The sequence below is a fragment of the Burkholderia sp. Bmkn7 genome (assembly GCF_041103175.1).
GTDB lineage: Bacteria > Pseudomonadota > Gammaproteobacteria > Burkholderiales > Burkholderiaceae > Burkholderia > Burkholderia cepacia.
In genome coordinates, this window is record NZ_JBGCUH010000002.1 from 2,475,139 (window position 1) to 2,501,025 (window position 25,887).

The following is a 25,887-nucleotide window of genomic DNA, read 5'->3' on the forward strand; positions in this document are numbered from 1 at the left end:
TGCTGCCGGCCGCGGCGCCCGCGGCGGCGTTACAGCGGCACGACGTCGGGACGGTTGCGCGGAAACTGCGCGATCACGTCCGGCGCGACGTTCAGGTGCGCTTCGACGAGCTTCGGCGGCGTATGCGCGAGCCAGTCGGACAGCGACACTTCCGCATAGCGGTCGGTCTTGAAGATCTCGAGGAACACCAGATCGGTGTTGCCGGTGTTCTGCACGTAGTGCCCGAGGCTTTTCTTCACGTAGCCGACGTCGCCCGCGCGGAAATCGGCCGTCTGCGCCTTCGGCCCCGTGTCGAACACGGTCATCCTTGCCTCGCCCTGCAGGTAGTACTGCCATTCATCCGCGTTCGGGTGCCAGTGGAGTTCCCGCATGCCGCCCGGATGCACGGTGACGAGCGCCGCCGCGACGGTCGTCGACACGTTGAAGTTCGTGCTGTCCGCGATCCGCACTTCACCGCCGCGGGTCTTCCTGACCGGCTTCATGTCGCCGAGCGGGAAGATGAACGGATGCGGCGGCGCCCCTGCCGCCGACGCCGACGCGCGCTGGGCTTCCGCGAGCGGGCCCGGTTCGTCGCCCTGGAAGATCCACAGGTTGTCGAGCGGGATGTTCCGGAATGCGTCGGCCGGCACGCCGAAGTTGAGTGCGAGCACGTCGGGCGGCGTGTGCGCGACCCAGTCGGTCAGCAGCAGCGTGTTGAATTCGGACGCGCGGCCGTTATCGAACGCGAGCAGGAATTCGGCGCCGTCGGTGCCGAGGCCCTGCAGCGAATGCGGCAGGCCGGGCGGGAAATACCAGAGATCGCCGGTTTTCACGTCCTGCACCGATGGCCGCCCGAGTTCGTCGAGCACCGTGATCCGGCACCGGCCGTCGAGCATGATGGCCCACTCGGCCTGCTGGTGCCAGTGCATCTCGCGAATGCCGCCGCGCGTCAGGCGCATGTTGACGCCGGAAATGGTTTCGGAAATCGCAAAATCGTCCTGGGTAACTTCACGCGCCCATCCGCCATTTTGAATTCTTTTATGCGCATTATTGAACGAGGCCCAGAATAACGGCATGCCGTTGATATCGGTGGCCGGCGGATCCTGAAAGGACGGAAACTGGTTGGCAATAGCCGGATTTTTGGGCCCCGGATCGGTCAGGCTCTGGCGGTTGCGCGCATTGACCGCGCCTTCCGGCGGACTGTCCGGATTGCCGAACGAGGCGGCCTTCGCCGAGACCGCAATACCGGCGGCGGCAATGGCGCCGGCCGTATTCGCCAGCATCCTGCGTCGAGAAAGATTCGTCATGACTTCTCCTTCATTCTTGCGATCAAGTGAATTCCCATTACGGAACACATGCCGTTTTTCGGATTATCGAAAATCGAACATCCCGTCACGCAAGTTAAATACAATTCGACGAATAAATTAAATGAATTATTAACCTGAATTAATGATTTAAGCTGATCGACTTTAATTTTGTAATTATTGCGGTGCAGCGGAATGGCGGGAAGGGAACGGATTTCGGTGAATGAGGGGAGACGATTGCGCCCGGTCGTGACGACCCTGCATGGCGACAACACGCGATCGGGATACGACGCGGGCGACTCGAATCACCGATCGTTTCGAGCGGGCCCGTGCAGATGCGGATACGCCGGATCCCGGCGACCTGGGCCGCGACCGGAAGCGGTTCACTCTCGCGGCATCGCGTCGAGCCGTTGCGCGGCAAACCTCAAGCCGCCCAGAATCCGTTCCGCGACCCGCGCCGGAAAACCGGGCGGCAACGCCGCGGCGACCGATTCGATCACATGCGGCGTCATCGCGACGAGCCGTTCGACGATCGGCGTCGCGATATCGCCGAGCAGGCAGTGCTCGGCCATCGCGCTGAAGTGCCGTCGCGTGATGTCGCGCATCGCATAGTGCTTGCGCTTGCCGTGCACGGCCATCGCGAGCTTCGCCTTGTGCCACGACCACTGGTTCGCGCCGTCGCCTTCGACCGGCCAGATCGACATCACGTCGTAAAGCGGCGTCAGCCGGAAACGGCCGCCCGCCAGCAGGCGCAGGCTGAAGTTCTTCGCATGCCCGTCCGGTGCGGCAAGCATCCAGAACACGATCAGGGCGGCGAACAACGTGTCGAGATCTTCCCGCGACGTTTCGGAGCGGCGCAGGAGGCCTGCGAGATCGGGCACACCGGGGCCGCCGTGCGACTCGTACTTCAGATGAGGCGGCACGCCGAGCGCCTGGCAGAAGTCCTCCTGCGGCAAGCGCAACAGCCACCCGCCATCGCGATGCAACGCACGATCGAAGCGTGCGACGGACAGAACCTTGTGCGCGCCGAAACGCACGATTTCCGCTTGCGCGACCGACAGGCCGTACGCGCGCAGGATCGCGAGGCACAGCCACTCGTTCTCGACGGAGGCCGTCAGATCGGCCCGCTTGTTGCCGACCAGCCCGAGCGGCAATTTCAGAATATGCGTCGTCGGCGTCGCGCCGTGCGGGCGCATCCAGCGCCCGTCATGAAACAGCAGTGCGGTCTTTTCCTGCGCGCCGGCCAGCGACAGCCGGAAATCGTCGTCGTCCCCGCCTGCCGTCGCCACCCCGCTCGCCTGATCGAGCACGCGCGCCACGTCGTCGTCCGACAGCGGCGTACCGTCGATGCGATTCAGGCCGGTCGGCGCATCGTCCTCGCCGAGCAATTGCACCGCGCCGATGCAGTCGCGGCCGAGCGCGGCGAGCAGATCGAACGGCTCGGTCGTCGCCGTGCCGAACCGGGCGGCCAGGCGGCGCCGAATGGCATCGCTGTCCGGCAGCAGGTTGTCGAAGAAGTGATTCACGCGTTCGCCGCGCAGCGGTGCTTCGCCGACACCGAACGGCAGCGACAGCGACAACGGGCGGCCGACGGCCGATTGTTTCCAGTCGGCGTCGTACAGGAGTTCCATGTCGCCGCGTGCGGGAATCCGCCACGTGCCGACCCGCTGGCCGTTCGTCCAGATCGACAATGCGCGCGTGTGCGTTCTGCGTCCCATCGCTTACCACTCGACGTCGGCTGCGTCGTGTCCGTCCTTCGTGCGGATGCTGAGTTCGAGACCGTACAGCGCGGTCAGCTCGAGCAACTGGCTGAGCGACAGGCTTTCGGTACGCGTGGTTTCGAGCGACGACAAGCGCGACTGGCCCACGCCGATTCTCCCGGCCGCTTCCGCTTGCGTCAGGCCCTTTGCCTGACGCGCGGAAGACAGGATTTCGCCCAGTTGCGCGGACGTATTGACGATGAAGTTCACGGAATGGATCCCCGAAGACAATAAATGCAGTATATGCCTGACAGACATAAACGCAAATTATCTCTGTCAGAAATAAACGCAAAATATGCCTGACAGAGATAAAACCATACCCTTCCGGCGCGGACCGCCCCGCCGTCGAACGCACTTCCGACCCTATCACCTATCCTCACACCATAGTTTTTATCCGCTGGCGCGAATGATTTTGGCTTCGTTAGATGGATGACATTCGATCATCAGACGACAACGATCTAACAGCCGATGACCTGCGCGTTCGCCCGTACCGTCGAATCCCGCTATGCCGAGCTCACGCCGACCGCGAAGCGCATCGCGAGCTACATGCTCGCGAACCTCGACCGGCTCGGGCTCGAAACGGCCGACCAGATCGCCCGGCAGGCCGGCACGAGCGGCATCTCGGTCGGGCGCTTCCTGCGCAGCGTCGGCTACCGCAATCTCGACGACCTGAAACGCGAGCTGCGCGGCGGAGGCGATCGCCCGTGGATGATCACCGACCGGCTCGACGAATACCGCCGCGTCGCAGGTACGCAACCGGCCCGCGGCAACGGCAATGCCAATGCCGGCAACAGCCCGCTCGCATCGTCGCTCGAGCGCGAGCTCGATGCGATCCGTCACGTGTACCGCCTCGCCGAAGGCCCGGTGTTCGCGCAGGTGGCCGACCGGATCGCGCATGCGGACGCGGTATTCATCCTCGGCATCCAGTCGACGCGCGGGATCAGCAACGCGTTCAGCAGCTACCTCGAGTACCTGCGCCCGCGCGTGTTCTATTCCGACGGCCAGTCGGGCTCGTACGTCGATTCGCTGAACTCCGAATTCGAGCGGCCGTACTGCATCGTCACCGACACCCGCGCGTATTCGCGCAGCGCGCGCCGCTATTGCCAGGCGGCCGCCGAGCGCGGGCAGCCGTTCGCGCTGGTCACCGATCTCTCGTGCCCGTGGGCGCGCGACTGGCCGGCCGACCTGCTGCAGGTGAAGACCGACGTCGGCCAGTTCTGGGATTCGCTCGCACCGCTCACCTGCCTGTTCAACCTGCTGATCACGGCCGTGGTCGACCGCCTCGGCCCCGCGATCGACCGGCGCGTCGCGCGCAACCGCGAACTGCAGCACACGTTCGACCAATTCGAATCCTGAGCGAGCCCGACCGAACCCGAACCGCCAATGAACGACCACCGCCTCGTCGAAATCACGCCCGCCACCCATCGCGTCGACATCGACCTCGTCTACGCGACCGACCGCAACCTGACCGGCAAGCCAATCTACCGCCGCGCGCACTGCCTGCTGCTGGCGCCGGCCGAGGCCGCGTTGCGCCGCGCGGTGAACGTCGCCGCGCAGGCCGGCTTCACGCTGCGCATCTACGATGCGTACCGGCCGCCGCAGGCGCAGCAGGTGCTGTGGGATTTCCTGCCCGACCCGAACTTCGTCGCCGATCTCGGCCGCGGCTCGAATCACAGCCGCGGCACCGCGCTCGACCTGACGCTCGTCGGCGCGGATGGCGAGCCGCTCGACATGGGCACCGGCTTCGACGAGATGGTCGCCGCATCCGGCCACTTCCACGCGGGGCTGCCCGAAGCCGTGCAGCGCAACCGCCTGCTGCTGCTCGGCGTGATGCACGCGGCCGGCTTCGCGCATATCGACAGCGAATGGTGGCACTACGAACTGCCCGGCTCGCACGCGTTGCCGCAGATCGACAATGCGGCAAGCGGCCCGTGGCGCCTGATGTGATGGCCCGGCGCATGCCCCCCGACGTTCACGTTCAACGACTTCAACGACACATGGAGCGCAGATGAAACCCCTGACATCCCGGCTCGTCGCGGCGCTGGCCGCCGCATCCGTCCTCGCCGCCGTTCCGCTGTCCGCCGCGCATGCGGAGACGCCGAAGGACATGTTCGTGATGGCCACGCTGCTCGACGAATTCACGACGCTGGACCCGGGCGAGGTCTACGAGCTGGTGCCGGAGGAATACGTCGCGAACACGTACGACCGGCTCGTGCGCGTCGACCTGCGCGACCCGTCGAAATTCAACGGCGACGTCGCGCAGTCGTGGACGGTGAGCACCGACGGGCTGACCTACACGTTCAAGCTGCGCCCCGGCCTCAAGTTCCACTCGGGCAACCCGCTGACGGCCGACGACGTCGCGTGGTCGATCCAGCGCGCGGTGCTGCTCGACAAGGGGCCCGCGGCCGTGCTGACCGGCATCGGGCTCACGAAGGCGAACGTCGTCGCCAACGTGAAGAAGCTCGACGACCTGACGGTGTCGGTCACGACCGACCAGAAGTACGCGCCGACCTTCGTCCTGAATGTGCTGGGCTCCTGGCCCGCCTCCGTGCTCGACAGGAAGCTGCTGCTGTCGCACCAGCAGGGCAGCGACTTCGGCAACGCGTGGCTGAAGACCAACGAGGCCGGCTCCGGCGCGTACAAGCTGGTCAAGTGGACCGCCGGCGACAGCGTCGTGCTGCAGCGCTTCGACGGCTACCGGCTGCCGCTCGCGATGAAGCGCATCGTGCTGCGCCACGTGCCCGAAGCCGCGAGCCAGCGCCTGCTGCTGGAGAACGGCGATGTCGATGCGGCACGCGACCTGAGCCCCGACGATCTGGCGTCGGTCGTGAAATCCGGCAAGGCGAAGGTGTCGGCATCGCCGCAGGCGACGCTGCTGTATCTCGGCCTGAACACGAAGAATCCGACGCTCGCGAAACCCGACGTGCAGGAAGCGCTGAAGTGGCTCGTCGACTATGCGGGCATCCAGGGCAACGTGGTGAAGACGACCTACAAGGTTCACCAGACGTTCCTGCCCGAAGGTTTCCTCGGCACGCTGAACGCGAACCCGTACCGGCTCGACGTCGCGAAGGCGAAGGCGCTGCTCGCGAAGGCCGGCGTGCCGAACGGGTTCTCGGTGACGATGGACGTGCGCAACGATTATCCGTACACCGAAATCGCGCAGGCCGTGCAGGCGAACTTCGCGCAGGCGGGCATCAAGGTGCAGCTGATCCCCGGCGACAACAAGCAGACGCTCGCGAAATACCGCGCGCGCCAGCACGACATCTACATCGGCGAATGGTCGGCCGACTACATCGATCCGCACAGCAACGCGCAGGGTTTTGCGTGGAACCCCGACAATTCCGACAAGTCGAGCTATAAAATGCTGGCCTGGCGCAACAGCTGGGACATTCCGCAACTGACGAAGGAAACCGACGCCGCGCTCGCCGAGCCGACCGCCGCGAAACGTGCGCAACGGTATCAGGCGATGCAGAAGGAGATGCTCGCGCACTCGCCGTTCGTGATCATGTTCGAGAAAGTCGCGCAGGTCGCGACGCGGCCCGGCGTGAGCGGGCTCGAAGTCGGGCCGATCAACGATCTCGTGTCGTACCGCAACCTGAAGAAGCAATGAGATTCACCGCATGTCGACTCCCGCCTCCTCCCTCGAAGCCCTGCGCACGCTGCCCGCGCGGCGCCCGGCCGTGCGCTGGGCACTGCGCGTGCTGCGCTGGGCGCTCACGCTCGCCGTCACGTTCGCGGGGCTGCTCGCGCTGACGTTCGTGATCGGCCGCAAGGTGCCGATCGATCCCGTGCTCGCGATCCTCGGTGATCGCGCGTCGGCCGACGCGTATGCGGCCGAACGCATCGCGCTCGGGCTCGACAAGCCGCTCGTCACGCAGTTCCTGATCTATGCGCGCGACGTGCTGCACGGTCATCTCGGCATGTCGCTGCTGACCGCGAACCCGGTGCTCGACGACATCAAGCGCGTGTTCCCGGCCACGCTCGAACTGGCGACGATCGCGACGTTGATCGGCATCGCGATCGGCGTGCCGCTCGGCGTCGCGGCCGCGGTGAAGCACAACCGCCCGATCGATCACATCGCACGCTTCGTCGGCCTGATCGGCAATTCGGTGCCGGTGTTCTGGCTCGGGCTGATGGGGCTGCTGCTGTTCTATGCGCGGCTGCACTGGGTCGGCGGCCCGGGCCGGCTCGATCCCGTGTACGACGGGATGGTCGACCCGCGCACCGGCAGCCTGCTGATCGACGCGGCGCTCGCCGGCGAGTGGGACGTGTTCCGCAACGCGGTGTCGCACATCGCGCTGCCGGCCGCGATCCTCGGCTACTACTCGGTCGCGTATCTCAGCCGGATGACGCGCTCGTTCATGCTCGACCAGCTGAGCCAGGAATACATCGTCACCGCGCGCGCGAAAGGCTTGCCGGAGCGCCGCGTGATCTGGCGGCATGCGTTCGGCAACATCGCGGTGCCGCTGCTCACCGTGATCGCGCTCACGTACAGCAACCTGCTCGAAGGCTCGGTGCTGACCGAGATCGTGTTCGCGTGGCCCGGGCTCGGCTCGTACCTGACCGGCGCGCTGCTGAACGCCGACATGAACGCGGTGCTCGGCGCGACGCTCGTGATCGGCGCGATGTTCATCACCGTCAACCTGCTGACCGACGCGCTGTACCGCGTGTTCGATCCGCGCGCGCGCTGAGGCGCCGACACGACATGACCGCTTCCACCCTGCTGCTTTCATCGCCCATGCCGAAGGTCGTCCAACCATGAACGCCGAGCGTCTCACGCTGCGCGCGTGGCTGCTGTCCGACGCGCCCGCGTCGCGCTCGCAGGCCGCACTCGGCCTCGCGTATCGCCGCTGGCGCCGTTTCGCCGCCAACCCGCTCAACCTGTTCGGGCTCGCGATCCTCGTCGCGCTGATCGTCGTCGCGATCGTCGGCCCGCTGATCATGCCGCACGATCCGCTGCGCCAGGTGCTGTCCGACCGGCTGCTGCCGCCCGGCTCGCCGTCGCACTGGCTCGGCACCGACCAGCTCGGCCGCGACATCCTTTCGCGGCTGATCGCCGGTTCGCGCCTCACGCTCGGCATTGCGCTGCTCGTCGTCGTGATCGTCGTGCCGATCGGCCTCGCGATCGGCACGACGGCCGGCTATTGCGGCGGCTTCGTCGACAGCGTGCTGATGCGCATCACCGACATCGCGCTCGCGTTCCCGAAGATCGTGCTCGCACTCGCATTCGCGGCCGCGCTCGGGCCCGGCGTGATCAACGCGGTCGTCGCGATCTCGATCACCGCATGGCCCGCGTATGCGCGGCTCGCGCGCGCGGAGACGATCCGCATCGCGCAGGCCGACTTCATCCACGCCGCCCGCCTGCAGGGTGCGTCGGGCCCGCGCATCCTGCTGCGCTACATCGTGCCGCTGTGCATGTCGTCGGTGATCGTGCGCGCGACGCTCGACATGGCCGGCATCATCCTGACCGTCGCGGGCCTCGGCTTCCTCGGCCTCGGCGCACAGCCGCCGAGCCCCGAGTGGGGCTTCATGGTCGCGTCGGGCCGCAACGTGCTGCTCGACGCGTGGTGGGTCGCGACGCTGCCCGGCATCGCGATCCTGCTCGTGAGCCTCGCGTTCAACCTGCTCGGCGACGGGCTGCGCGACGTCTTCGATCCCCGCCATGGAGCGTGACATGCCGATGAATACCGCCACCGCGCCCGCGCCGCTCTGCGAGATCGACGGGCTGAAGATCGGCTTTCGCGGGCACGACGGCACCGTCACCGATGCCGTGCGCGACCTGTCGCTGACGCTCGCGCCCGGCGAACGCCTCGGTATCGTCGGCGAATCGGGCTCCGGCAAATCGCTGACGGGCCGCGCGCTGCTCGGCCTGCTGCCCGACGCCGCGCGCTGGACGGCACGCACGATGCGCTTCGCGGGCCACGACCTGCTCGCGATATCGCCGCGCGAACGCCGGCGGCTGTGCGGCAGCCAGATGGGCATGATCCTGCAGGACCCGAAATATTCGCTGAACCCGGTGATGACGGTCGCGAAGCAGATGGGCGAAGCGTTCCGGCTGCACGAGCCCGGGCTGCGCGGCCGCGCGCTGCGCGAGCGGATCGTCGAGGCGCTCGAGGCCGTGCAGATCCACGACCCGGCGCGCGTGGCCGATGCGTATCCGCACGAGCTGTCGGGCGGCATGGGCCAGCGCGTGATGATCGCGATGATGGTGTCGACCGGCCCGCGCCTGCTGATCGCCGACGAACCGACCTCCGCGCTCGACGTCGCCGTGTCGATGCAGGTACTCGCGGTGCTCGACGCGATGATCGCGCGCCATGGCACGGGCCTGATGTTCATCAGCCACGACCTGCCGCTCGTGATGTCGTTCTGCGATCGCGTCGCGGTGATGTACGCGGGCCGCGTGGTCGAAACCTGCGCCGCGCGCGACCTGCGCAACGCTTCCCATCCCTATACGCGCGGGCTGCTCGCGGCGAACCCGCCGCTCGCGAATCCGCCGGACGAACTGCCCGTGCTGCGGCGCGATCCGGCGTGGCTCGAACCCGCGCCGCATGCCGGCACGCCCGCCGATCGACAGGAGGCCGCACGATGATCGACGTCGATCACGCATCGATCCGTTTCCCGACCCGCACGGGTCACGTCGACGCCGTGCGCGACGCGAGCTTCGCGGTGCGCGACGGCGAGGTGTTCGGGCTCGTCGGCGAATCGGGTTCCGGCAAGTCGACGCTGCTGCGCGCGCTGACGGGCCTCGTGCCGCTCGCGTCCGGCAGCCTGTCGATCGACGGACGGCCGGTCGGCGGCACGCCCGATCGTGCATTTCGCCGCCACGTGCAGATGGTGTTCCAGGACCCGTATGCGTCGCTGCATCCCCGCTTCACGGTCGACCAGACGCTGCGCGAGCCGCGGTCGATCCACGGCATGCGCGACACCGATGCGCGCATCGCACGCGCGCTGTCCGAGGTCGGGCTCGGCCCCACGTTCCGGTTTCGTTATCCGCACCAGTTGTCGGGCGGCCAGCGGCAGCGCGTCGCGATCGCACGCGCGCTGATCGTCGAGCCGCGCGTGCTGCTGCTCGACGAGCCGACGTCCGCGCTCGACGTGTCGGTGCAGGCCGAGATCCTGAACCTGCTGCGCCGGCTGCATCGCGAACGCAACCTGACGATGATCCTCGTCAGCCACAACCTCGCGGTGATCGGCTTCCTGTGCCAGCGCGTCGCCGTGATGCAGCAGGGCGAGATCGTCGAGCAGTTGCGGATCGAGGACGTGCGGGCCGGACAAGTGGCGCGCGACTACACGCGCACGCTGCTGAATGCGACCGAAGGCTACCGCCGTCTCGAGCCGGCGCCTGACGCGCCGGCCGCGTGACATCCGCACGTCGCGCCGCCATGCGATACTCGGCGGGCCACGCACCGGCTTGCCGCCGCATGGAACCCTTGTGCACTGCACGGGTCAATTTACTTTCGTCAACAGCTCAACAGCAATAGGGAGGCGTTCATGCTGCAATTCATCGAAACCCTGGTCGTCGGGCTCATCGTCGGCCTCCTCGCCCGCGCGCTCAAGCCCGGCGACGACAAGATGGGTATCCTGATGACCGTCGTGCTCGGCGTCGTCGGCTCGCTGGTCGCCGGCTACGTCGGCCGTGCGGCAGGCTGGTATGCGCCGGGCCAGGGCGCGGGCTGGATCGCGTCGATCGTCGGCGCAATCGTGCTGCTCGTGATCGTCGGCGCGGTACGCAAGCGCATGAACTGAACCGCGCACCTGCGCCCCAACGCAAAACGCCGCTCGAGACGAGCGGCGTTTTTGCTTTCCGGGCGGCGCGAGGCCGTTGCCCGCACAACGGTCGCGGAGACCGTTCGCCGTTCGATCTTATCTCCCCCGGCTTTTCCCTGACTTGCGATTGCGCAGATTCGGCCTACATTGGTTCAAGCAATTCGCAATCGTTTGCCCATAGCCATTATTTCGATTTTTTCATTCAAGAGGTCCGATGGTTCTGCCGTTTACGCATACAGCATCGCGGCGTTGACGGACTGCCACCCGAGCGGCCCCGCTGCGACGCGCTTCCTCTCTGGAGCCTGTCATGAAGCATCGCCATATCGCCGCCTCGTTCGCCCTGGCTGCCTCGCTTCTGGCCACTTCCTCGTCCTTCGCTGCCGGCGCGTCCGGCATCATCCACTTCTCCGGCATGATCGTCGAGCCGCCCTGCTCGTTCGCGCTCGATACGGCCGATGTCGCCAACGGGCGCGTACGCGCCGACTGTCCGCGCCCGGCAACCGGCCAGATCGCGTTCGTCGACGCGGCGAGCCAGCAGGCGATCAAGACCACGACCTTTACTCAGGCCTCGCGCGCAATCGTTTTACCGAACCGTCCCGGCAACAATCACGCACCGATGATCGCGGTCGTGACATACCAGTAAAGCCGTTCGCCGGCGCGACGCACGGCGGGTTCCGCACGCCGGTTCGGTGAACGTGCGCGCGTCGCCGCTCAGTCGCGATGGCGCGCGATCCAGTCGCTGAACGCGCGGATCTTCTGCTGGCTGCCGATGGTCTCGGGATACACGAAGAAGTAACGCGCGCCGGTTTCGAGCACGATGTCGAACGGCCGTTCGAGCCGGTGTGCACTGACGTCGTCGTCGACGAGCGTCACGTCGCCGATCGCGACGCCGAAGCCCTGCATCGCCGCGTTCGTCGCGAGATCGAGCGTGTCGAACGTCGGCCCGCGCGCGGGATCGACACTGCGCTCGCCCGCATGATCGAGCCACGCACGCCAGTCGCGATGGTCTCGCGTCGGATGCAGCAGCGTATGGCGCGCGAGATCGCCGACCGCATCGAGCGGCGACGCCTGCCGCAGCTCGGGCGCGCACACGGGTGTCAGCCGCTCGTCGAACAGCGGCAGTGCGAACACGCCGGGGCCCGGCGCCGTGCCGTAGACGACGGCCGCATCGAACGGCTCGGTCGAGAAATCGACGACGTGCTGCCACGCGGTCGTGATCTGCACATGGAGATCGGGATGCTCGCCCTGGAAGCGCATGATGCGCGGCAGCATCCAGCGCATCACGCAGGTGGGCACCTTCAGCGCGAGATCGGTGCGCTGGCGCGTGAGCTTCATCGAGATGTCCTCGATCCGCGCGAAGCTCTCGTTGACGACCGGCAGCAACTGCTCGCCCTCCGCCGTCAGCGTGAGCCCCTTCGCATGCCGCTTGAACAGCGGAAAGCCGTAATGCGCCTCGAGCGTCTGGATCTGCCGGCTCACCGCGCCCTGCGTGATGCACAGCTGCTCGGCCGCGCGCGTGAAGCTGCGGTGGCGGGCCACCGTCGAGAAGATCTGCAGTGCGTGCAGGGGCGGAAGTCGGCGCATGAAGAAGGCAAACGCAAAAACGGCGCGGAAGGGCCGCGCGCCGGCTCCGGCGCGCGCTGTCCGACACGATAAGCCAAACGCCGGTTTTGCGCGAGGAGCGACGCGCTCAGGCCGTCGCGGTGAGTGCACCCGCCACGATGCGCGCCGCCGACGCGACGACGTCCGCGCGGGCCGCCGCCGCGGCTTGCGGCTGCGTGAACGACACGGCCATCACGATCGGCGCACGCGACGGTGGCCACAGCACCGCGACGTCGGTCGTCGTGCCGTAACCGCCCGTGCCGGCCTTGTCCGCGATGCGCCAGCCGGGCGGCACGCCCGCCGCGATGCCGGTCGCGCCGCGCGCGCCGCCGACCATCCATTCCGTCAGCTGCGCGCGCTGCGCGTCGGGCAGCGTGTTGCCGAGCAGCAGCCGCTGCAGCGTGTCGATCATCTCGACCGGTGTCGACGTGTCCCGCTCGTCGCCGGGCGCCGCGTGATTCAGTTCGGGTTCCCAGTGATCGAGGCGGAACGACGTGTCGCCGCTCGCGCGCGCGAACGACGTGACGGCTTGCGGGCCGCCCAGCACACCCATCAGCAGGTTGCCGGCCCCCTTGTCGCCCGACTGCAGCATCGCCACGCACAGCTGCTCGATCGTCATGCCCGTGTCGACGTGGCTTTCCGTGACCGGCGAGCCCGACACGATTTCATAGCGGCGGTAAAGAATTCGGCGCGGCAGCAGCGAAGCGTCGAGCGAGCCGCGCGCGAGCATCGCGGCAGCCGCGACGACCGCATACGTGCCGCACAGCGGGAAGCGTTCGCGCGCATGGTGAGCGATGCGCACGCCGTTCGACGTATCGAGCGCGGCGACACCGAGCCGGCCGTTCGACGCCTTCTCGAGCGCGGTCAATTCGGCCTGGGCGGTATGGGCGCGCCCCTGGTCGGCGACCGGCGCGGACGTGCACGCGGCGACGAACGGCGCGGCCACGGCGGCAAGCAACAGCGAGCGGCGTGTCGGAGAGTGTTCCATGGATGAGGTGTGTTCTGTCTTCTGTCGGAAACGGTGGCACGAAGCAACGCGGGCGCGCTTCAACGAAGCGCCCGCGTTCGCGCCGGCGGCCGGCCCGCGACGGTATTCACCGCGCATCCCCTGAAGATGGCCGTCGGCCCCGCGTGAAGCACGGGATTCGCATGAACAGGCCCTAGCGTAGCAGCGACCGCCGCCACGTTCCAGCGAAACGACCCTGCCTCACCCTTGCGACGAAGGCAGGTACGGCATCGGATTGACCGGCTTGCCGTCGCGCCGCACTTCGAACAGCAACGCGACACGCGAGTTGTCGAGGTCGCCCATCTCGGCGATCTCGTCGCCCTGGCGCACGATGTCGCCTGTCTTCACGAGCAGCCTGCGGTTGTGCGCATAGGCGGTCAGGAAATCCGCGTTGTGCTGGACGATGATCAGGCTGCCGTAATCGTTCAGGCCGGTGCCGGCGTACATCACGCGGCCGTCGGCCGCGGCGCGGACCGGGTCGCCCGGCCGGCCGGCGATCTGGATGCCGCGGTTCTGCCCCGGCCGGAACCCGTCGACGATCTTGCCGTTGGCGGGCCACTTGAGCGCGACACCGCCCGCATGCCGCTTCGTTTCCTTGACGACCTGACGGTCGCTCGCGGTCGACGCGGTGGCCTGCGCCGATGCCGGGCTGCTCCCCGCGCCATTGCTCGCAGCCGACGACGCGGCCTGCATGCCGGCTGCGCCCGGCGGCGGCAGCGGCTGCTGCCTGACGATGCGCAGCACCTGCCCCATGCGCAGCCTGCCGTTCGCGCCCAGCTTGTTCCAGGTGCGCAGGTCGGCAATGCTGCAGCCGTTCGCGGACGCGATGCCCGTCAGCGTGTCGCCGCGCTTCACGATGTACTTCTGCGCAACGAGAATCGGCGCGGGAGGCGGGGTGACGGCCGCCGGCGCAACGGCCGGCGGGCTCGACGGTAATGACTGTGCCGCCAGCGTGTCGCTCGGCGGAACGGACTGCGTGCTTGCACAACCGGCCATGACGAGCACGGCGGCCAGGCCCGGCAGCCACGCCGCGTGACGGTGAATCTCGCGCGATTTCATGGACGATCCGACTCCGGTTTGACAATCTTTCAAGCATCTCAAAAACGGAACGGCCGACGTGTAACCGGATGAAAACAATGATGACAAACGATCACGAACCGGATGCCGGCCGGCATTCGCTACCGGTAATACGGTCCGATTCGGAAAAACTTGATGGTCTTTTCGCGCGGAAGCGGAAGAATTTTCGTTCTGTAAAACTATGGCGAACTCATTTTGATAGGCGTCGCAGCGTACCACTGCGGCGCGCCGCGACGCTCAACGCAGCCACGCGGCCAGTTCGGAACAGGCCCACGCGATGCCGATGCACAGGAACAGCACGTGCAGCGCGATCTTGAACGACACGCCCCACGATGGATCGATCCGCATGACAGGCTCCCCTGGTTGAAGTGCGGCCATGATCCGTCATCGATCGCGCCCCGAAAATTCGGAACCGGCGAATCAGGCCTCAGGCCAAGCCTGAGACCCCGGCCGCGGTTCCCTGCTAACTTATCGGCCATTCCAACACGATCGCCCCCACCCTCATGCGCTTCGACCTGACCGACCTGCGGCTCTTCCTGAACATCTGCGACGCCGGCACGATCACGAGCGGGGCCGAGCGGACCCACATCACGCTGCAGGCCGCGAGCGAACGCATCCGCGGCATGGAGGACGAGCTCGGCGTACCGCTGCTGCACCGGACCAAGGCGGGCGCGCAGGCCACCGACGCAGGCCGCGCGCTCGAACACCACGCGCGCACCGTGCTGCAGCAGATCGACCACATGCGCGGCGAACTGCAGCAATTCGGCCAGGGGTTGCGCGGGCATATCCGGCTGCTGTGCAACACGGCGTCGCTGAGCGAATACCTGCCCGACGCGCTGGCCGACTACCTGCCGCATCATCCGAAGCTGTCGATCAGCGTCGAGGAGCGCTCGAGCCAGGAGATCGTGCATGCGATCCGCAACAAGACGGCCGAGGTCGGCATCGTCGCCGATTCGGTCGGGCTCGGCGGGCTCGAACAGAAGCCGTTCCGCGAGGACTGGCTGATCGTCGTCGTGCCGGCCGCGCATCCGCTCGCGTCACACGACAAGGTTGCGTTCGACACGATCGCCGACGCCGACTTCATCGGCCTCACCGACGGCAGCGCGCTGCAGGTGCATCTCGCCGACCAGGCGCGCGCGCTCGGCAAGCGGATCCGCTACCGCGTGCAGCTGAAGAGCTTCGACGCGATCTGCCGCGTGATCGCCAGCGGCGTGGGCATCGGCATCGTGTCGCGCCATGCGGCCGAGCGCGCGATGCAGACGATGGACGTGCGGCTCGTCGAGCTGTCCGATCCGTGGAGCCACCGCCGCCTGAAGCTGTGCGCGCGGTCGTTCGATGCGCTGCCGAAGTACACACGCGAGTTCGTCGCGTTCCTGTCGGGCGACGCACCGCCGCCGTAACGCGCGCCGCGCCCGACTCGCCCCATCGACAGACGGAGACTTGGCCATGACCGATACCGATCTCGCCACCCGCTATCGCGCGTATATCGACTGCCTGAACCGGCAGGACTGGACGTCGCTCGGCGAGTACGTGTCCGACGACGTGATCCACAACGACCGGCCGCTCGGCCTCGCCGGTTACCGCGCGATGCTGGAACAGGATTTCCGCGACATTCCCGATCTGCGTTTCGAGATCCGGCTGCTCGTGTGCGAGCCGCCGCGCGTCGCGTGCCGCCTTCGCTTCGCGTGTTCGCCGAAAGGGACGTTCATGGGGCTCGCCGTCGACGGCCGCAAGGTCACGTTCGCCGAGAACGTGTTCTACGAGTTTCACGCAGGCAAGATCCGCCAGGTGTGGTCGGTGATCGACAAGGCGGCGATCGAAAAGCAGCTTTGAACGTCGTCGAAACGACGGGTCGTGGCGTGCGGTGGCCGGTGGTCAGGGGTGACTCCATGCACTTCGATTCTTATGGATAACGTTTTCTCTCATTACGTGTCGAGAACCCGTTTCCGTGTCATGCTCCGCCCGCCACGCCAACGCGCGATCGCTCTCGCGCGATGACCGCTCGACCATCAGGAAAATTCCGGCGATTCACGCGTCATTCCGATTCCCCTCCCACGCCCTCTGCTCCCGCCATCCGGGTTTCTACCGGCGCATCCGATGTGAAAGTTCATTGACATCGCACCGTCCAATGCCTAAATTTGGAAAACGTTTTCCAATGCATCCGCACGACGCCGGTCACGGCCCGTGCAGGGAGAACGCTTGCCCGCTCGAGTGGTAATTCAGGCCGTCCGTCTTCAGGGATCAGGGTTGCAAGGCGGCGGCCACGCACGGGCATCGAGCGCGGCAACGGCCACACCCGCCCGTCCGTCATCACTATTCAAAACTGGAGACACAATGCATCCGCGCAGCAGATTCGCGCTCGGCGCCGCGCTCAGCGCCCTTTCCGTCCTGTTCGTCAGTGCCTGCGGCGGCAACGACATCACCGATCCGCCGTCGTCGTCGTCCCCGCCATCGAACTCGACGCCGACGTCGCCGCCCGCCTCCGCGCTCGCGGCGAACTCGCTGCAGGCGCTCGTCTACGGCGCGGCCGACACGAGCGTGCCGGCCGGCACGGATACGCCGATCACGATGATGGGCCAGATGCGCGCGCTGTTCGACCTGATTCGGAAGTCGCCCGACTTCACGCAGGTCGTGATGGATCTCGGCGACGGCACGCCCGTCCACGTGCTCGACACGAACACCGGCGACAAATTCCTGCCCGGCAAGCTCGCGCTCGGCCTGTCGTACATCCTGATCGACATGAAGTCGAAGAACGATCCGCAATACGCGAGCTACCTCGCGACCTACCAGAAGATCACGACCGCGATGATGGCGCAGTCGGGCGGCAACTATACGTATGCGAATACGTCGTGGGGCGAGTACTACTATCTCGTCGCGCTGAACAACCTGCAGGCGCACGGGATGCTCAACGAAGTCTTCAGCGACGCGATGCTCGCGACGCTGCAGCAGCGGCTGCGGTTCTGCGACATGTTCGGCCCCGACGCGAGCGGCAAGGTCGACACGTGCCCGGCCGCCGGCACGCCGATCGACATCGCGTCGCTCAACACCGCACAGAACTACTATGCGGTGTCCTACGGAATCGCCGGGCTGCGCCAGAAGCTCGGCTGGAGCAGCCCGTCGTTCGCATCGAAGGCCGATCCATCGGTCGCGACGATGGGCGCGCGCGACGCGTTGCTGTACACGCTCACGAACCATATCCGCAACGACTCGTCGGGCGGCTTCTCGGACGAAGCGTCGAACACGCACACGACCTACTACGACCAGGCGCGCTTCGACCGCTACAGCACGCTGCTGATCGGCGAAGTGACCGAGCGCACGTTCGAGATGGGCAACGAAGCGAATTTCACGCCGGAACTGAAGGGGTATCTGCGCAAGTCCGTCGACCTGATCCTGCCGCAGCTGAACGGCGACGGCGAAGGCTTCAACTACGGCCGCTCGATCGGCCCGTACGGCGATTCCGCGTTCATGGAAGTGCTGACGGCCGCGGCCAACGCCGGCGTGCTGTCCGACCAGGAGAAGCAGGTCGCCTACACGTTCATCACGAAGGCGGCGCATCGCTTCGACACGTTCTGGTACGACCCGTCGCTGCCGACGCCCTCGGTGAACATGTGGGTCAAGGGTCGCGGCACGGACGCGTATCGCGGCAAGCCGCGCGTGATGGGCGAGAACTTCAGCCTGCTGCACCAGTACCTGTACGTGAACGCATGGTGGAACAAGCTCGGCTTCGGCGGCAAGGCACCGATGGCCGACGCCGACTACAACGCATGGCTCGACGCGCGCCCGCACTACACGCTCACCTGGTACAACCAGCCGAACGACCCCGCGCATCCGTACAGCGCGGCCCTGGTGACCGTGCGCGACGGCCGGCGCGTGATCAACCTGAATCTCAGCCAGGCGCCCGACTACAACTCGTTCACGCCGTACTACCCGGTGCCGTCCTCCGACAAGCTCACCTACGGCACGACCGATCTCGGCTACGCGTTGCTGATTCCGCAGGTGTCGTACAACGGCAAGACCTACATTCCCGTCACGTACTACAAGAACCTGAATGTCCAGCAAGTCAACGGGCAGGTGATCGTGTCGTTCGATACCGCGAAGTTCCGGCTCGCATCGAAGAACGCGGCGTACACGACGGATCTCGACCTCCAGGTGCACACGGTGCTGACGTTCGCGCACGGCTCGGTGGCGCGCAGCGACACGCTGAGCACCGGCACGCTCACCGGCAACCTGTCGGTCGAAACGGACTTCACGTCGTTCGCGGATTTCGCGTCGACGCAGGCCAACGGCGACGGCGTGTCGGTCGCGTACGCGAACAGCCCCGCGACCGGTTATGCGACGACCGGGTTCGACAACTGCGCGCTGTCCGCCTTCGATACGGTGAACGGCACGACGAATCCGCTGTCGACGACGCCGATCGGGCAGTTGCATTCGAACTTCGCGTGCACGACGAAGCCGTTCGCGCTCGGCGCGGGCGCGACCCGTACGTTCGGATGGACCCTGAAGTACGCCGACCCGGCCTGAGCGGGGTGACCCGCGCCCGGTGAATGCGCCCGAAGCCGGTTTCGTCAGCCGGCTTCGGGATCGTCACGGACAGCGGGCATCACGCTCGCCGGCGATGCCCGCTCACCGCCACCCCGAAGCCGCCATGTACGCGCCGAGTGTGATCAGCCCGACGAAGAAGCAGCGCTTGAAGGCCTTCTCGCTCATCACGCGCCGTGCATATTGCCCGCCGGCCATAGCCGCCAGCGCCGGCACGAGCGCGAGCGCCGACACGCCGAGATCGACCGTCTCCAGCGCGCCCGTCACGCGCAACTGCAGGCCGAGCACGATCGTCGAGGCGGTGAACGACAGCCCGAGCGCCTGGATCAGGTCGTCCTTCGGCAGCCGCAGCGCCTGCAGGTACGGCACGGCCGGCACGACGAACACGCCGGTCGCGGCCGTCACGACACCCGTCAGGTAGCCGACCACGGCCGACAGCCATTTTTCGTGGCGCCCCGGCGCGGGCAGCCGCGCGGCGGCAAGCCCCCACAGTCCGTAGAGGATCAGCACCACGCCGAGCGCCGCATGCGTCCAGGTGCTGCCGGCCGCGAGCGCGGGCAACCCGCCCGTCAGCGTGCCGATCGTCAGGCCGGCGAGCAGCGGCCACAGCCTGCGCAGCAACGGCCCGAACGACGGGCCGAGCCACAACTGCCACACGTTGGTGATGAACGACGGCACGAGCAGCAGGCTCGCGGCGGCCGACGGCGGCATCGCGAGCGTCAGCAAGCCCATCGCGATGGTCGGCAGGCCGAGCCCGATCATTCCCTTGACCGCGCCGGCCAGCAGGAAAACCACCGCGACGATCGTCAGCGTGTGAATGTGCATGAAAGGCATTCCGTCCGGTTGAGTACGGCGCCGATGGTGAACCCCGATCGCGCCGCCCGCCATCTGGCTTTGCCTGAGGCTGGCTCGGGCCTGCCGCGCGGAGCCGGCGCGGCCGGCGCACGCGCGCATTCGCATACCGCGCCGCCGCCGTTCGGCGCACGCCGGCCTTCGTTCAACGCAGGTCGCGTGCGCCGGCTACCGGCCCGGTCGATCCGTCCCCATGAAATGCCCCCCGTCACTGCTCGCTGTCGAGGTGAGCCATCTGTGCGGCCGGATAGCGCTCACCGGCAGCCGCCCCGGCGGGAACCGCCGCTTCGATGCGCATGATGTCATTGACCGTTAGTTGCATCTCTGCCGCCTGCAGCGCGTCCTGGAGTTGCGTGCGCTTGCGCGCGCCGATCAGCGGCACGATATCGCCGCCGCGCGACAGCACCCACGCGATCGCGACCTGCGCGGGATTGCGGCCCTTCTCGTCGGCGATGGCGCGCAGCGCATCGACGAGCGCGAGGTTGTGCGCGAGGTTCTCGCCCTGGAAGCGCGGGCTCGCCGCGCGGAAATCGCGCTCGCCCTGCCGCGCCGTGCTCCAGCGCCCGCCGAGCAGCCCGCGCGACAACACGCCGTAGGCCGTCACGCCGATCCCGAGTTCGCGGCACGCGGGCAGGATCCCGGCCTCGATACCGCGCGACAGCAGCGAATATTCGATCTGCAGGTCGGAGATCGGCGCGACGGCCGCCGCGCGGCGGATCGTGTCGACGCCGGCTTCCGACAGGCCGATATGGCGCACGTACCCGGCCTTCACGAGATCGGCGATCGCGCCGATCGTCTCCTCGATCGGCACCGCCGGATCGACGCGCGCCGGCCGGTAGATGTCGATGTAGTCGGTGCCGAGCCGTTTCAGCGAGTACGCGACGAAGTTGCGGATCGCCGCCGGCCGCGCGTCGTAGCCCGCAAACCCGCCGGCCGGATCGCGCAGCGCGCCGAATTTCACGCTGATCAGCACCTGGTCGCGCGCCCGGCCGCGCAGCGCATCGCGGATCAGCATCTCGTTGTCGCCCATTCCGTAGAAATCGCCGGTGTCGAGCATCGTGATGCCGTGGTCGAGCGCCGCGTGCAGCGTCGCGATGCTCTCGGCGCGATCGGCCGGCCCGTAGAAGTCCGACATTCCCATGCAGCCCAGCGCGAGCGCCGATACCCGCGGGCCCGACCGGCCCAGTTCACGCCTATCCATGTCCGTTTCCTCGAGTGATGAATCAACAGGCAGGATTCTGGGCGCATCGCGACGCGCGATAAATGCGAAACACTCCACCAAACCATTCGACGCTGATTAACAATGGAGCCTGTCCATCCGCCCACACCCCCGCCCCGCATGGATCATCTGCATGCAATGCGCATCTTTGCGCGCGTCGCCCATCTCGGCAGCTTCACGAAGGCGGCCGAGCAGTTGCAACTGCCGCGCCCGACAGTCAGCAACGCCGTCCAGTATCTGGAAAAGCACCTGAAGGTCCGCCTGCTGCAGCGCACGACACGGCGCGTCGCGCTGACGGCCGAGGGTGCGACCTACTACGAGCGCTGCATGCGGTTGCTGGCCGATCTCGACGATGCGGAAACGCTGTTCGAGGACGCCGGCGCGACGCCGCGCGGCGCGATCCGCGTCGACCTGCCCGAGCGCTTCGCGGTGAACCAGATGATTCCGGCGCTACCGGATTTCCACGCACGCTACCCCGACCTGCGCGTCGTGATCGGCACGACCGACCGCTTCGTCGATCTCGTCGCCGACGGCATCGACTGCGCGGTGCGGGTCGGCACGATGTCCGACACGTCGCTCGTCGCGCGGCGCATCGGCGAGCTGGCGCAGATCAACTGCGCGGCGCCCGCGTATCTGGCGCGCCACGGCACGCCGCGCTCGCCGGACGAGCTGCCGGACCACGTCGCGGTCGGCTATTTCTCGAGCCGAACGGGCCGTGAGCTGGACTGGGAATATGCGGACATGGATACGGGCGAGCTGCACGCGGTCAAGATGCGCAGCATCGTGTCGGTCAACAGCTCGCAGGCGTATCTCGCGTGCTGTCTCGCGGGCCTCGGGCTGATCCAGGCGCCGCGCGAAGGGCTCGGGCCGCTGCTGGCGGACGGCTCGCTGGTCGAGGTGCTGCCGGAATGGAATGCCGAGCCGCTGCCCGTGTCGGTGGTGTTTCCGACCGGGCGGCATCTCGCGCCACGCGTGCGGATCTTCGTCGACTGGCTCGCGGAGACGCTCGGCGGCCCGTACCGGGCGGGCTGACGCGGGCTGGGGCCGGGGCGCCGGCCCCCGCCGGTCGAACCGCTCAGAACTTGTGGCGGATCGCGGCGCGCACCGCGAACTGGTTCGACGACGCCGACGGCCCGTCCGTCCCGACCACGTAGCCGCCGTCGGCCGCGGTGCCGGTCTTGTCGCCGGCAACCTTCTGCCATGCGCCCTGCAGGTAAACGTCGGTGCGCTTCGACAGGCTGTAGTCGGCCATCAGGCCGACCGTGTGATATTTCGGCTTGAACGATCCGGCCGCGGCATCGAACTTGCCGTCCGTGTACACGTACTGCGCGCCGAGATAGAAATCGGGCGTGAGCTGGTACTTGCCGTTGATCTCGAAGTTCTGGAACTTCGTCGCGGTCAGCCCGAGGCCGGCGAACGTCGAAGCCGGCAGGTAGACCGTCGATACCGGATTCTTCACGTCAGTCTTCGTGTAGACGAAACCGACCGTGGCCTGGCCGAACGTGTAGTTGACGCCGCCGCCGAAGATCCGCAGGCGGTCGGCGACGAAGTTCGCGTCATCCGCGGCGATCGCGCCCGCGTTGCCGACCCCCGGGTTGTTCGCCTGCAGGTACGCGGCCGCGACCTGCAGCCCGGCCAGCGAATACTGCGCACCGAGGCTGTACTGCCGATTGTTCGAGAAGCCGGTGCTGTTGCTGAAGCTGTACGTGCCGCCGAACGTCAGGCCGTTCCAGTCGGCGCTCGCATACTTGACCGTGTTGTTGACGCGGAACGAGTTGTCCGTGTTGTCGTTGTCGAACGGGTGCGAGAACAGCGTGCCGCCCCAGTTGCCGTTGGCCGTGAGCGGCGCCAGGTAGTCGACGACCGAGTCGTACTGGCGGCCGAAGGTCAGCGTGCCGAAGCGCGACTCGGAGAGCCCGACGAACGCCTGGCGGCCGAACATGCGGCCGCCTTGCCCGAGCCGGCCGTTGTTGACGTCAAAACCGTTTTCCAGCGTGAAGATCGCCTTCAGCCCGCCGCCGAGATCCTCGCTGCCCTTCAGGCCCCAGCGGCTGCCCTGCGCATAACCGCTCGCGAGCTGGTAGTTCGACTTTCCGACCCCATTCACATTCACGTTGTTCGTGTAGTTGAAGCCTTCGTCGATCACACCGTACAGCGTCACGCTGTTCTGGGCGAAGACCGGCGCGGCGAAAGCGGCCAGCGCGGCGGCAAAAATGACGTGCTTCTTCATGACGGATCTCCGGAGCCGGGGCCGGGCGAGTCGCGCGCCCGGCGAATGTTTGATCTGTTGTATGGGTGGCCCGCAGGGCGGACGACGCGGTGTGCGGCCGCGTGAGGACAAAATGGTGTCACGTCGCAAACCGTCCGTCCATCGGGGCATGTGAACCCTGCGCAAAACGTTGCGCTCGTCCAACTGCCCCGCCGCGCGGACGGCCTGACCCGGCTTATCGGCAGCGGCGGGACGCGCCGCCATCCGCGTAAACCCGGGGCCTGGCGCATCGGTGGCACAATGCGCATCCGTTCGTCATTTCTTCACGAAGTCATGCTTCACCCCGATTCATGCGCGGCGTGTGCCGGCCGTGCACGCGGCCCGCGCCGGAAGGCGGCCCGATGACCGCGCCGGCCCGGGCCGGCCGCTACGCCGAGCTCGATTTCTTTCGCGGCCTCGTGCTGCTCGTCATCGTCGTCGACCACATCGGCGGCAGCATCCTGTCGCGCGTGACGCTGCACGCGTACGCGCTGTGCGACGCGGCCGAGGTGTTCGTGTTCCTCGGCGGCTTCGCGACCGCGATCGCGTACAACTCGCTCGCCGAGCGGCACGACGAAGCCGCCGCGCGCCAGCGCTTCATCCGGCGCGCGTTCGAGATCTACCGTGCATTCCTCGTGACGGCCGGCCTGATGCTGCTGATCACCGCCGTGCTGAACGCATTCGCGATCGACGGCCCGAACATGCCGACCAACGATCTCGACGGCCTGCTCCACAAGCCGCTCGCCGCGCTGCGCGACATCCTGCTGTTCCGCCGCCAGCCGTACCTCGCGTCGGTGCTGCCGATGTACGCGTTCTTCGCGCTGCTCGTCCCGCTCACGCTGCCGCTCGCACGCACGCAGCCGTGGCTGCTGCTCGCGTTCAGCGGCTCGCTGTGGTTCGCGGCGCCGCACGTCGCGCGCTTCCTGCCGACCGTCGAAGGCGCGCCGTGGGACTTCAACCCGTTCGCGTGGCAGTTCCTGTTCGTGCTCGGCGTGATCGCGCGCTGCCAGCCCGTCTACCAGACGCTCGCGCCCAAGCCGCAGGGCTGGCTGCTGACGGCCGTGTCGCTCGCGATCGTCGCGGCCGGCGCGTACTACCGGCTGCGCATCGAACCGTTCCCGACCGATCCGTCGATCAAGCAGAACCTCGGCGCGCTGCGGCTCGCGAACTTCCTCGCGATCGCGTGGCTCGCGGCCAAGCTCGTCCACCTCGGCTGGATGAAGAAGGTCGCGCACGCGATGCCGTGGATCGGCACGATCGGCCGGCAGGGGCTGCTGTGCTTCGTCGCGGGCACCGGCATCTCGCTCGCGGTCGATTCGCTGCTTTACCAGGCGACCGAGGGTTATCTCGACGTGAAACTCGGGCTGACCGCCGACGTCGTCGCGATGGGCCTGCTGTATCTCGTCGCCAAACTCTACGGGCCGCTCGTCGCGCGGCTGCCGTTCCGATCGCGGCGATGACGCGCCGCGCCGTCATGCGCCGCTGCTACGATAGCCGGCGCCTCTCCTGAAACGATTCGACATGCGCCGACTCGCCCTTCCGTTCGCCCTCGCCCTGATCGCCGGCTCCATCGCCACCGCCCGCGCCACGCCGCCCGCGCCGGCGGCACCGCCCGCGCCGCCGCCGGCCGTCCAGACCGCGACGACCCCGTCGGCCGCCCAGGAGCCCGCGCTCAATCCGGGCAGCAGCGTCGTGCTGCGCACGTTCCGGTCGGCGTCGCTGAAGCGCGACTGGTCGTACACGGTCTACCTGCCGCCCGGCTACAACCCGGAAGGCGCGCGCTACCCGGTGATGTACCTGCTGCACGGCAATGCCGGCAACGCGAACGACTGGGTCACGCAGGGCCGGCTGCAGGCCACCGCCGACACGCTGATCGAGCGCCGCGAGATTCCGCCCGTCGTGATCGTGATGCCGCAAGGCGGCACCGACTGGTACGTCGACCGCAAGGAGAAGATGCAGAGCGCGTTCCTCAACGACCTGCTGCCCGAAGTCGAAGCGCACTTCGCGGTGTCGAACCAGCGCGCGGGCCGTGCGATCGGCGGCGTGTCGATGGGCGGGTTCGGCGCGCTGCGCTTCTCGCTGCTCGAACCGGGGCTGTTCTGCGGCGCGATGCTGCTGAGCCCCGCGATCTACGCGAACGAGCCGCCGCTCAATTCCGCCGCGCGCTACGTCGGCGTGTTCGGCGACCGGCAGTTCGACCCGCGCGTGTGGCACGAACTCAACTACCCGGCGCTGATGCGCGGCTATTTCGCGCGCAGCTGGCGAATCCCGATGTTCATCGCGGCCGGCGACGACGACCTGACCATCCAGGCCGAATCGAGCGTGCTGTACACGCACCTGCGCCGCGCGCAGAACCCGGCCGAACTGCGCATCGTCGACGGCGGGCATACGTGGGACGTCTGGCGCGGGCTGCTCGGGACGGGACTGAAGTACGCGCTCGAGTGCGTGAAGTGATTGCGCGCGGGCGCGACCCCGCCCGTTTTCACCCGGCCCGACGGTGACCGGCCGGCCGCAGGCCGTCGCCCCGTCCCATG

At 67.4% G+C, this 25,887-nt stretch carries 24 protein-coding genes; 15 read left to right on the top strand and 9 right to left on the bottom strand.

Going from position 1 to position 25,887, the window contains the following annotated elements; translation table 11 throughout:
* Positions 1–29 precede the first annotated feature (29 nt).
* The 3 genes from AB3K92_RS16965 to AB3K92_RS16975 form a co-directional block, all read right to left on the bottom strand.
* Positions 30–1,286 carry an oxalate decarboxylase family bicupin gene (locus tag AB3K92_RS16965; protein ID WP_059553582.1) on the bottom strand — a complete coding sequence of 419 codons (1,257 nt, stop codon included), beginning with the start codon at positions 1,284–1,286 and terminating at the stop codon, positions 30–32.
* A 380-nt stretch (positions 1,287–1,666) separates the two neighbouring features.
* Positions 1,667–3,001, bottom strand: coding sequence for a type II toxin-antitoxin system HipA family toxin (locus AB3K92_RS16970; RefSeq protein ID WP_059496887.1), 1,335 nt, complete (start codon positions 2,999–3,001; stop codon positions 1,667–1,669).
* Positions 3,002–3,004: 3 nt separating this feature from the next.
* A complete protein-coding gene (locus tag AB3K92_RS16975; RefSeq protein ID WP_021161351.1) occupies positions 3,005–3,253 on the bottom strand; it encodes a helix-turn-helix transcriptional regulator in 249 nt (82 codons plus the stop codon).
* 258 nt (positions 3,254–3,511) lie between these two features.
* On the opposite strand from AB3K92_RS16975, the gene sapR reads away from it, so the two are divergent.
* The 9 genes from sapR to AB3K92_RS17020 all read left to right on the top strand — a co-directional run bounded on the left by sapR (position 3,512) and on the right by AB3K92_RS17020 (position 11,453).
* Positions 3,512–4,399, top strand: coding sequence for a sap1 transcriptional regulator SapR (sapR, locus tag AB3K92_RS16980; protein WP_042976259.1), 888 nt, complete (start codon positions 3,512–3,514; stop codon positions 4,397–4,399).
* Positions 4,400–4,426: 27 nt separating this feature from the next.
* Positions 4,427–4,990: a D-alanyl-D-alanine dipeptidase gene (gene ddpX, locus AB3K92_RS16985; protein WP_027791890.1), complete on the top strand. Its 564-nt coding sequence runs from the start codon at positions 4,427–4,429 to the stop codon at positions 4,988–4,990.
* A gap of 61 nt (positions 4,991–5,051) precedes the next feature.
* On the top strand, positions 5,052–6,653 hold the full coding sequence (locus AB3K92_RS16990) for an ABC transporter substrate-binding protein (protein WP_060158444.1): 1,602 nt from the start codon (positions 5,052–5,054) through the stop codon (positions 6,651–6,653).
* Positions 6,654–6,663: 10 nt separating this feature from the next.
* Positions 6,664–7,734, top strand: a complete 1,071-nt coding sequence (locus tag AB3K92_RS16995) for an ABC transporter permease (protein ID WP_021161353.1) — start codon at positions 6,664–6,666, stop codon at positions 7,732–7,734.
* A 67-nt stretch (positions 7,735–7,801) separates the two neighbouring features.
* Entirely contained in the window at positions 7,802–8,716 is a 915-nt protein-coding gene (nikC, locus tag AB3K92_RS17000) for a nickel transporter permease (RefSeq protein ID WP_021161354.1), read from the top strand.
* Position 8,717: 1 nt separating this feature from the next.
* Positions 8,718–9,632 carry an ABC transporter ATP-binding protein gene (locus tag AB3K92_RS17005; RefSeq protein ID WP_060232590.1) on the top strand — a complete coding sequence of 305 codons (915 nt, stop codon included), beginning with the start codon at positions 8,718–8,720 and terminating at the stop codon, positions 9,630–9,632.
* Positions 9,629–10,405, top strand: a complete 777-nt coding sequence (locus tag AB3K92_RS17010) for an ABC transporter ATP-binding protein (protein WP_369465474.1) — start codon at positions 9,629–9,631, stop codon at positions 10,403–10,405. The genes AB3K92_RS17005 and AB3K92_RS17010 overlap by 4 nt, the downstream gene beginning before the upstream one ends.
* 129 nt (positions 10,406–10,534) lie before the next feature.
* The gene (locus tag AB3K92_RS17015; RefSeq protein ID WP_021161357.1) at positions 10,535–10,789 is read left to right on the top strand and encodes a GlsB/YeaQ/YmgE family stress response membrane protein; all 255 of its coding nucleotides are present in this window, start codon (positions 10,535–10,537) and stop codon (positions 10,787–10,789) included.
* Positions 10,790–11,117: 328 nt separating this feature from the next.
* The gene (locus tag AB3K92_RS17020; protein ID WP_048022501.1) at positions 11,118–11,453 is read left to right on the top strand and encodes a hypothetical protein; all 336 of its coding nucleotides are present in this window, start codon (positions 11,118–11,120) and stop codon (positions 11,451–11,453) included.
* 68 nt (positions 11,454–11,521) lie between these two features.
* Here AB3K92_RS17020 and AB3K92_RS17025 read toward each other — a convergent pair whose 3' ends face one another.
* From AB3K92_RS17025 to AB3K92_RS17035, 3 genes are all read right to left on the bottom strand, one after another.
* Complete coding sequence (locus AB3K92_RS17025) at positions 11,522–12,394, bottom strand: LysR substrate-binding domain-containing protein (RefSeq protein ID WP_048022502.1); 873 nt, start codon at positions 12,392–12,394, stop codon at positions 11,522–11,524.
* A gap of 106 nt (positions 12,395–12,500) precedes the next feature.
* Positions 12,501–13,400: a class A beta-lactamase gene (gene bla, locus AB3K92_RS17030; protein WP_369465475.1), complete on the bottom strand. Its 900-nt coding sequence runs from the start codon at positions 13,398–13,400 to the stop codon at positions 12,501–12,503.
* A 219-nt stretch (positions 13,401–13,619) separates the two neighbouring features.
* Positions 13,620–14,477, bottom strand: coding sequence for a peptidoglycan DD-metalloendopeptidase family protein (locus AB3K92_RS17035; RefSeq protein ID WP_021156945.1), 858 nt, complete (start codon positions 14,475–14,477; stop codon positions 13,620–13,622).
* 521 nt (positions 14,478–14,998) lie between these two features.
* Between AB3K92_RS17035 and AB3K92_RS17040 the strand changes: the two genes are divergently transcribed.
* The 3 genes from AB3K92_RS17040 (at position 14,999) to AB3K92_RS17050 (ending at position 19,016) form a co-directional block, all read left to right on the top strand.
* On the top strand, positions 14,999–15,895 hold the full coding sequence (locus AB3K92_RS17040; protein ID WP_059488132.1) for a LysR substrate-binding domain-containing protein: 897 nt from the start codon (positions 14,999–15,001) through the stop codon (positions 15,893–15,895).
* 46 nt (positions 15,896–15,941) lie between these two features.
* A complete protein-coding gene (locus AB3K92_RS17045) occupies positions 15,942–16,328 on the top strand; it encodes an ester cyclase (protein ID WP_021156942.1) in 387 nt (128 codons plus the stop codon).
* Positions 16,329–16,829: 501 nt separating this feature from the next.
* Positions 16,830–19,016, top strand: coding sequence for a hypothetical protein (locus tag AB3K92_RS17050; protein ID WP_369465476.1), 2,187 nt, complete (start codon positions 16,830–16,832; stop codon positions 19,014–19,016).
* A gap of 102 nt (positions 19,017–19,118) precedes the next feature.
* On the opposite strand, the gene AB3K92_RS17055 is transcribed toward AB3K92_RS17050, so the two are convergent.
* Together AB3K92_RS17055 and AB3K92_RS17060 are read right to left on the bottom strand one after the other, a co-directional pair.
* Positions 19,119–19,859, bottom strand: a complete 741-nt coding sequence (locus AB3K92_RS17055; protein WP_369465477.1) for a sulfite exporter TauE/SafE family protein — start codon at positions 19,857–19,859, stop codon at positions 19,119–19,121.
* 235 nt (positions 19,860–20,094) lie between these two features.
* The gene (locus AB3K92_RS17060) at positions 20,095–21,087 is read right to left on the bottom strand and encodes an aldo/keto reductase (protein ID WP_369465478.1); all 993 of its coding nucleotides are present in this window, start codon (positions 21,085–21,087) and stop codon (positions 20,095–20,097) included.
* Between the two features lie 138 nt (positions 21,088–21,225).
* On the opposite strand from AB3K92_RS17060, the gene AB3K92_RS17065 reads away from it, so the two are divergent.
* Positions 21,226–22,137, top strand: coding sequence for a LysR family transcriptional regulator (locus AB3K92_RS17065; protein WP_042973000.1), 912 nt, complete (start codon positions 21,226–21,228; stop codon positions 22,135–22,137).
* 43 nt (positions 22,138–22,180) lie between these two features.
* Here the strand turns inward: AB3K92_RS17065 and AB3K92_RS17070 are convergent, their stop codons facing one another.
* A complete protein-coding gene (locus AB3K92_RS17070; protein WP_021156938.1) occupies positions 22,181–23,335 on the bottom strand; it encodes a porin in 1,155 nt (384 codons plus the stop codon).
* Positions 23,336–23,715: 380 nt separating this feature from the next.
* Here AB3K92_RS17070 and AB3K92_RS17075 point away from each other — a divergent pair, with 380 nt between their 5' ends.
* Together AB3K92_RS17075 and AB3K92_RS17080 are read left to right on the top strand one after the other, a co-directional pair.
* Positions 23,716–24,813, top strand: a complete 1,098-nt coding sequence (locus tag AB3K92_RS17075) for an OpgC domain-containing protein (RefSeq protein WP_042973026.1) — start codon at positions 23,716–23,718, stop codon at positions 24,811–24,813.
* Between the two features lie 61 nt (positions 24,814–24,874).
* Positions 24,875–25,807 carry an esterase family protein gene (locus tag AB3K92_RS17080; RefSeq protein ID WP_059568824.1) on the top strand — a complete coding sequence of 311 codons (933 nt, stop codon included), beginning with the start codon at positions 24,875–24,877 and terminating at the stop codon, positions 25,805–25,807.
* Positions 25,808–25,887: the final 80 nt, after the last annotated feature.

Bases quoted from the DNA above. Each gene is read 5' to 3' on its own strand.
- AB3K92_RS16965 (WP_059553582.1), bottom strand. From the start codon at position 1,286: ATGACGAATCTTTCTCGACGCAGGATGCTGGCGAATACGGCCGGCGCC.
- AB3K92_RS16970 (WP_059496887.1), bottom strand. From the start codon at position 3,001: ATGGGACGCAGAACGCACACGCGCGCATTGTCGATCTGGACGAACGGC.
- sapR (WP_042976259.1), top strand. From the start codon at position 3,512: ATGACCTGCGCGTTCGCCCGTACCGTCGAATCCCGCTATGCCGAGCTC.
- ddpX (WP_027791890.1), top strand. From the start codon at position 4,427: ATGAACGACCACCGCCTCGTCGAAATCACGCCCGCCACCCATCGCGTC.
- AB3K92_RS16990 (WP_060158444.1), top strand. From the start codon at position 5,052: ATGAAACCCCTGACATCCCGGCTCGTCGCGGCGCTGGCCGCCGCATCC.
- AB3K92_RS16995 (WP_021161353.1), top strand. From the start codon at position 6,664: ATGTCGACTCCCGCCTCCTCCCTCGAAGCCCTGCGCACGCTGCCCGCG.
- nikC (WP_021161354.1), top strand. From the start codon at position 7,802: ATGAACGCCGAGCGTCTCACGCTGCGCGCGTGGCTGCTGTCCGACGCG.
- AB3K92_RS17005 (WP_060232590.1), top strand. From the start codon at position 8,718: ATGCCGATGAATACCGCCACCGCGCCCGCGCCGCTCTGCGAGATCGAC.
- AB3K92_RS17010 (WP_369465474.1), top strand. From the start codon at position 9,629: ATGATCGACGTCGATCACGCATCGATCCGTTTCCCGACCCGCACGGGT.
- AB3K92_RS17015 (WP_021161357.1), top strand. From the start codon at position 10,535: ATGCTGCAATTCATCGAAACCCTGGTCGTCGGGCTCATCGTCGGCCTC.
- AB3K92_RS17020 (WP_048022501.1), top strand. From the start codon at position 11,118: ATGAAGCATCGCCATATCGCCGCCTCGTTCGCCCTGGCTGCCTCGCTT.
- AB3K92_RS17025 (WP_048022502.1), bottom strand. From the start codon at position 12,394: ATGCGCCGACTTCCGCCCCTGCACGCACTGCAGATCTTCTCGACGGTG.
- bla (WP_369465475.1), bottom strand. From the start codon at position 13,400: ATGGAACACTCTCCGACACGCCGCTCGCTGTTGCTTGCCGCCGTGGCC.
- AB3K92_RS17035 (WP_021156945.1), bottom strand. From the start codon at position 14,477: ATGAAATCGCGCGAGATTCACCGTCACGCGGCGTGGCTGCCGGGCCTG.
- AB3K92_RS17040 (WP_059488132.1), top strand. From the start codon at position 14,999: ATGCGCTTCGACCTGACCGACCTGCGGCTCTTCCTGAACATCTGCGAC.
- AB3K92_RS17045 (WP_021156942.1), top strand. From the start codon at position 15,942: ATGACCGATACCGATCTCGCCACCCGCTATCGCGCGTATATCGACTGC.
- AB3K92_RS17050 (WP_369465476.1), top strand. From the start codon at position 16,830: ATGCATCCGCGCAGCAGATTCGCGCTCGGCGCCGCGCTCAGCGCCCTT.
- AB3K92_RS17055 (WP_369465477.1), bottom strand. From the start codon at position 19,859: ATGCACATTCACACGCTGACGATCGTCGCGGTGGTTTTCCTGCTGGCC.
- AB3K92_RS17060 (WP_369465478.1), bottom strand. From the start codon at position 21,087: ATGGATAGGCGTGAACTGGGCCGGTCGGGCCCGCGGGTATCGGCGCTC.
- AB3K92_RS17065 (WP_042973000.1), top strand. From the start codon at position 21,226: ATGGATCATCTGCATGCAATGCGCATCTTTGCGCGCGTCGCCCATCTC.
- AB3K92_RS17070 (WP_021156938.1), bottom strand. From the start codon at position 23,335: ATGAAGAAGCACGTCATTTTTGCCGCCGCGCTGGCCGCTTTCGCCGCG.
- AB3K92_RS17075 (WP_042973026.1), top strand. From the start codon at position 23,716: ATGACCGCGCCGGCCCGGGCCGGCCGCTACGCCGAGCTCGATTTCTTT.
- AB3K92_RS17080 (WP_059568824.1), top strand. From the start codon at position 24,875: ATGCGCCGACTCGCCCTTCCGTTCGCCCTCGCCCTGATCGCCGGCTCC.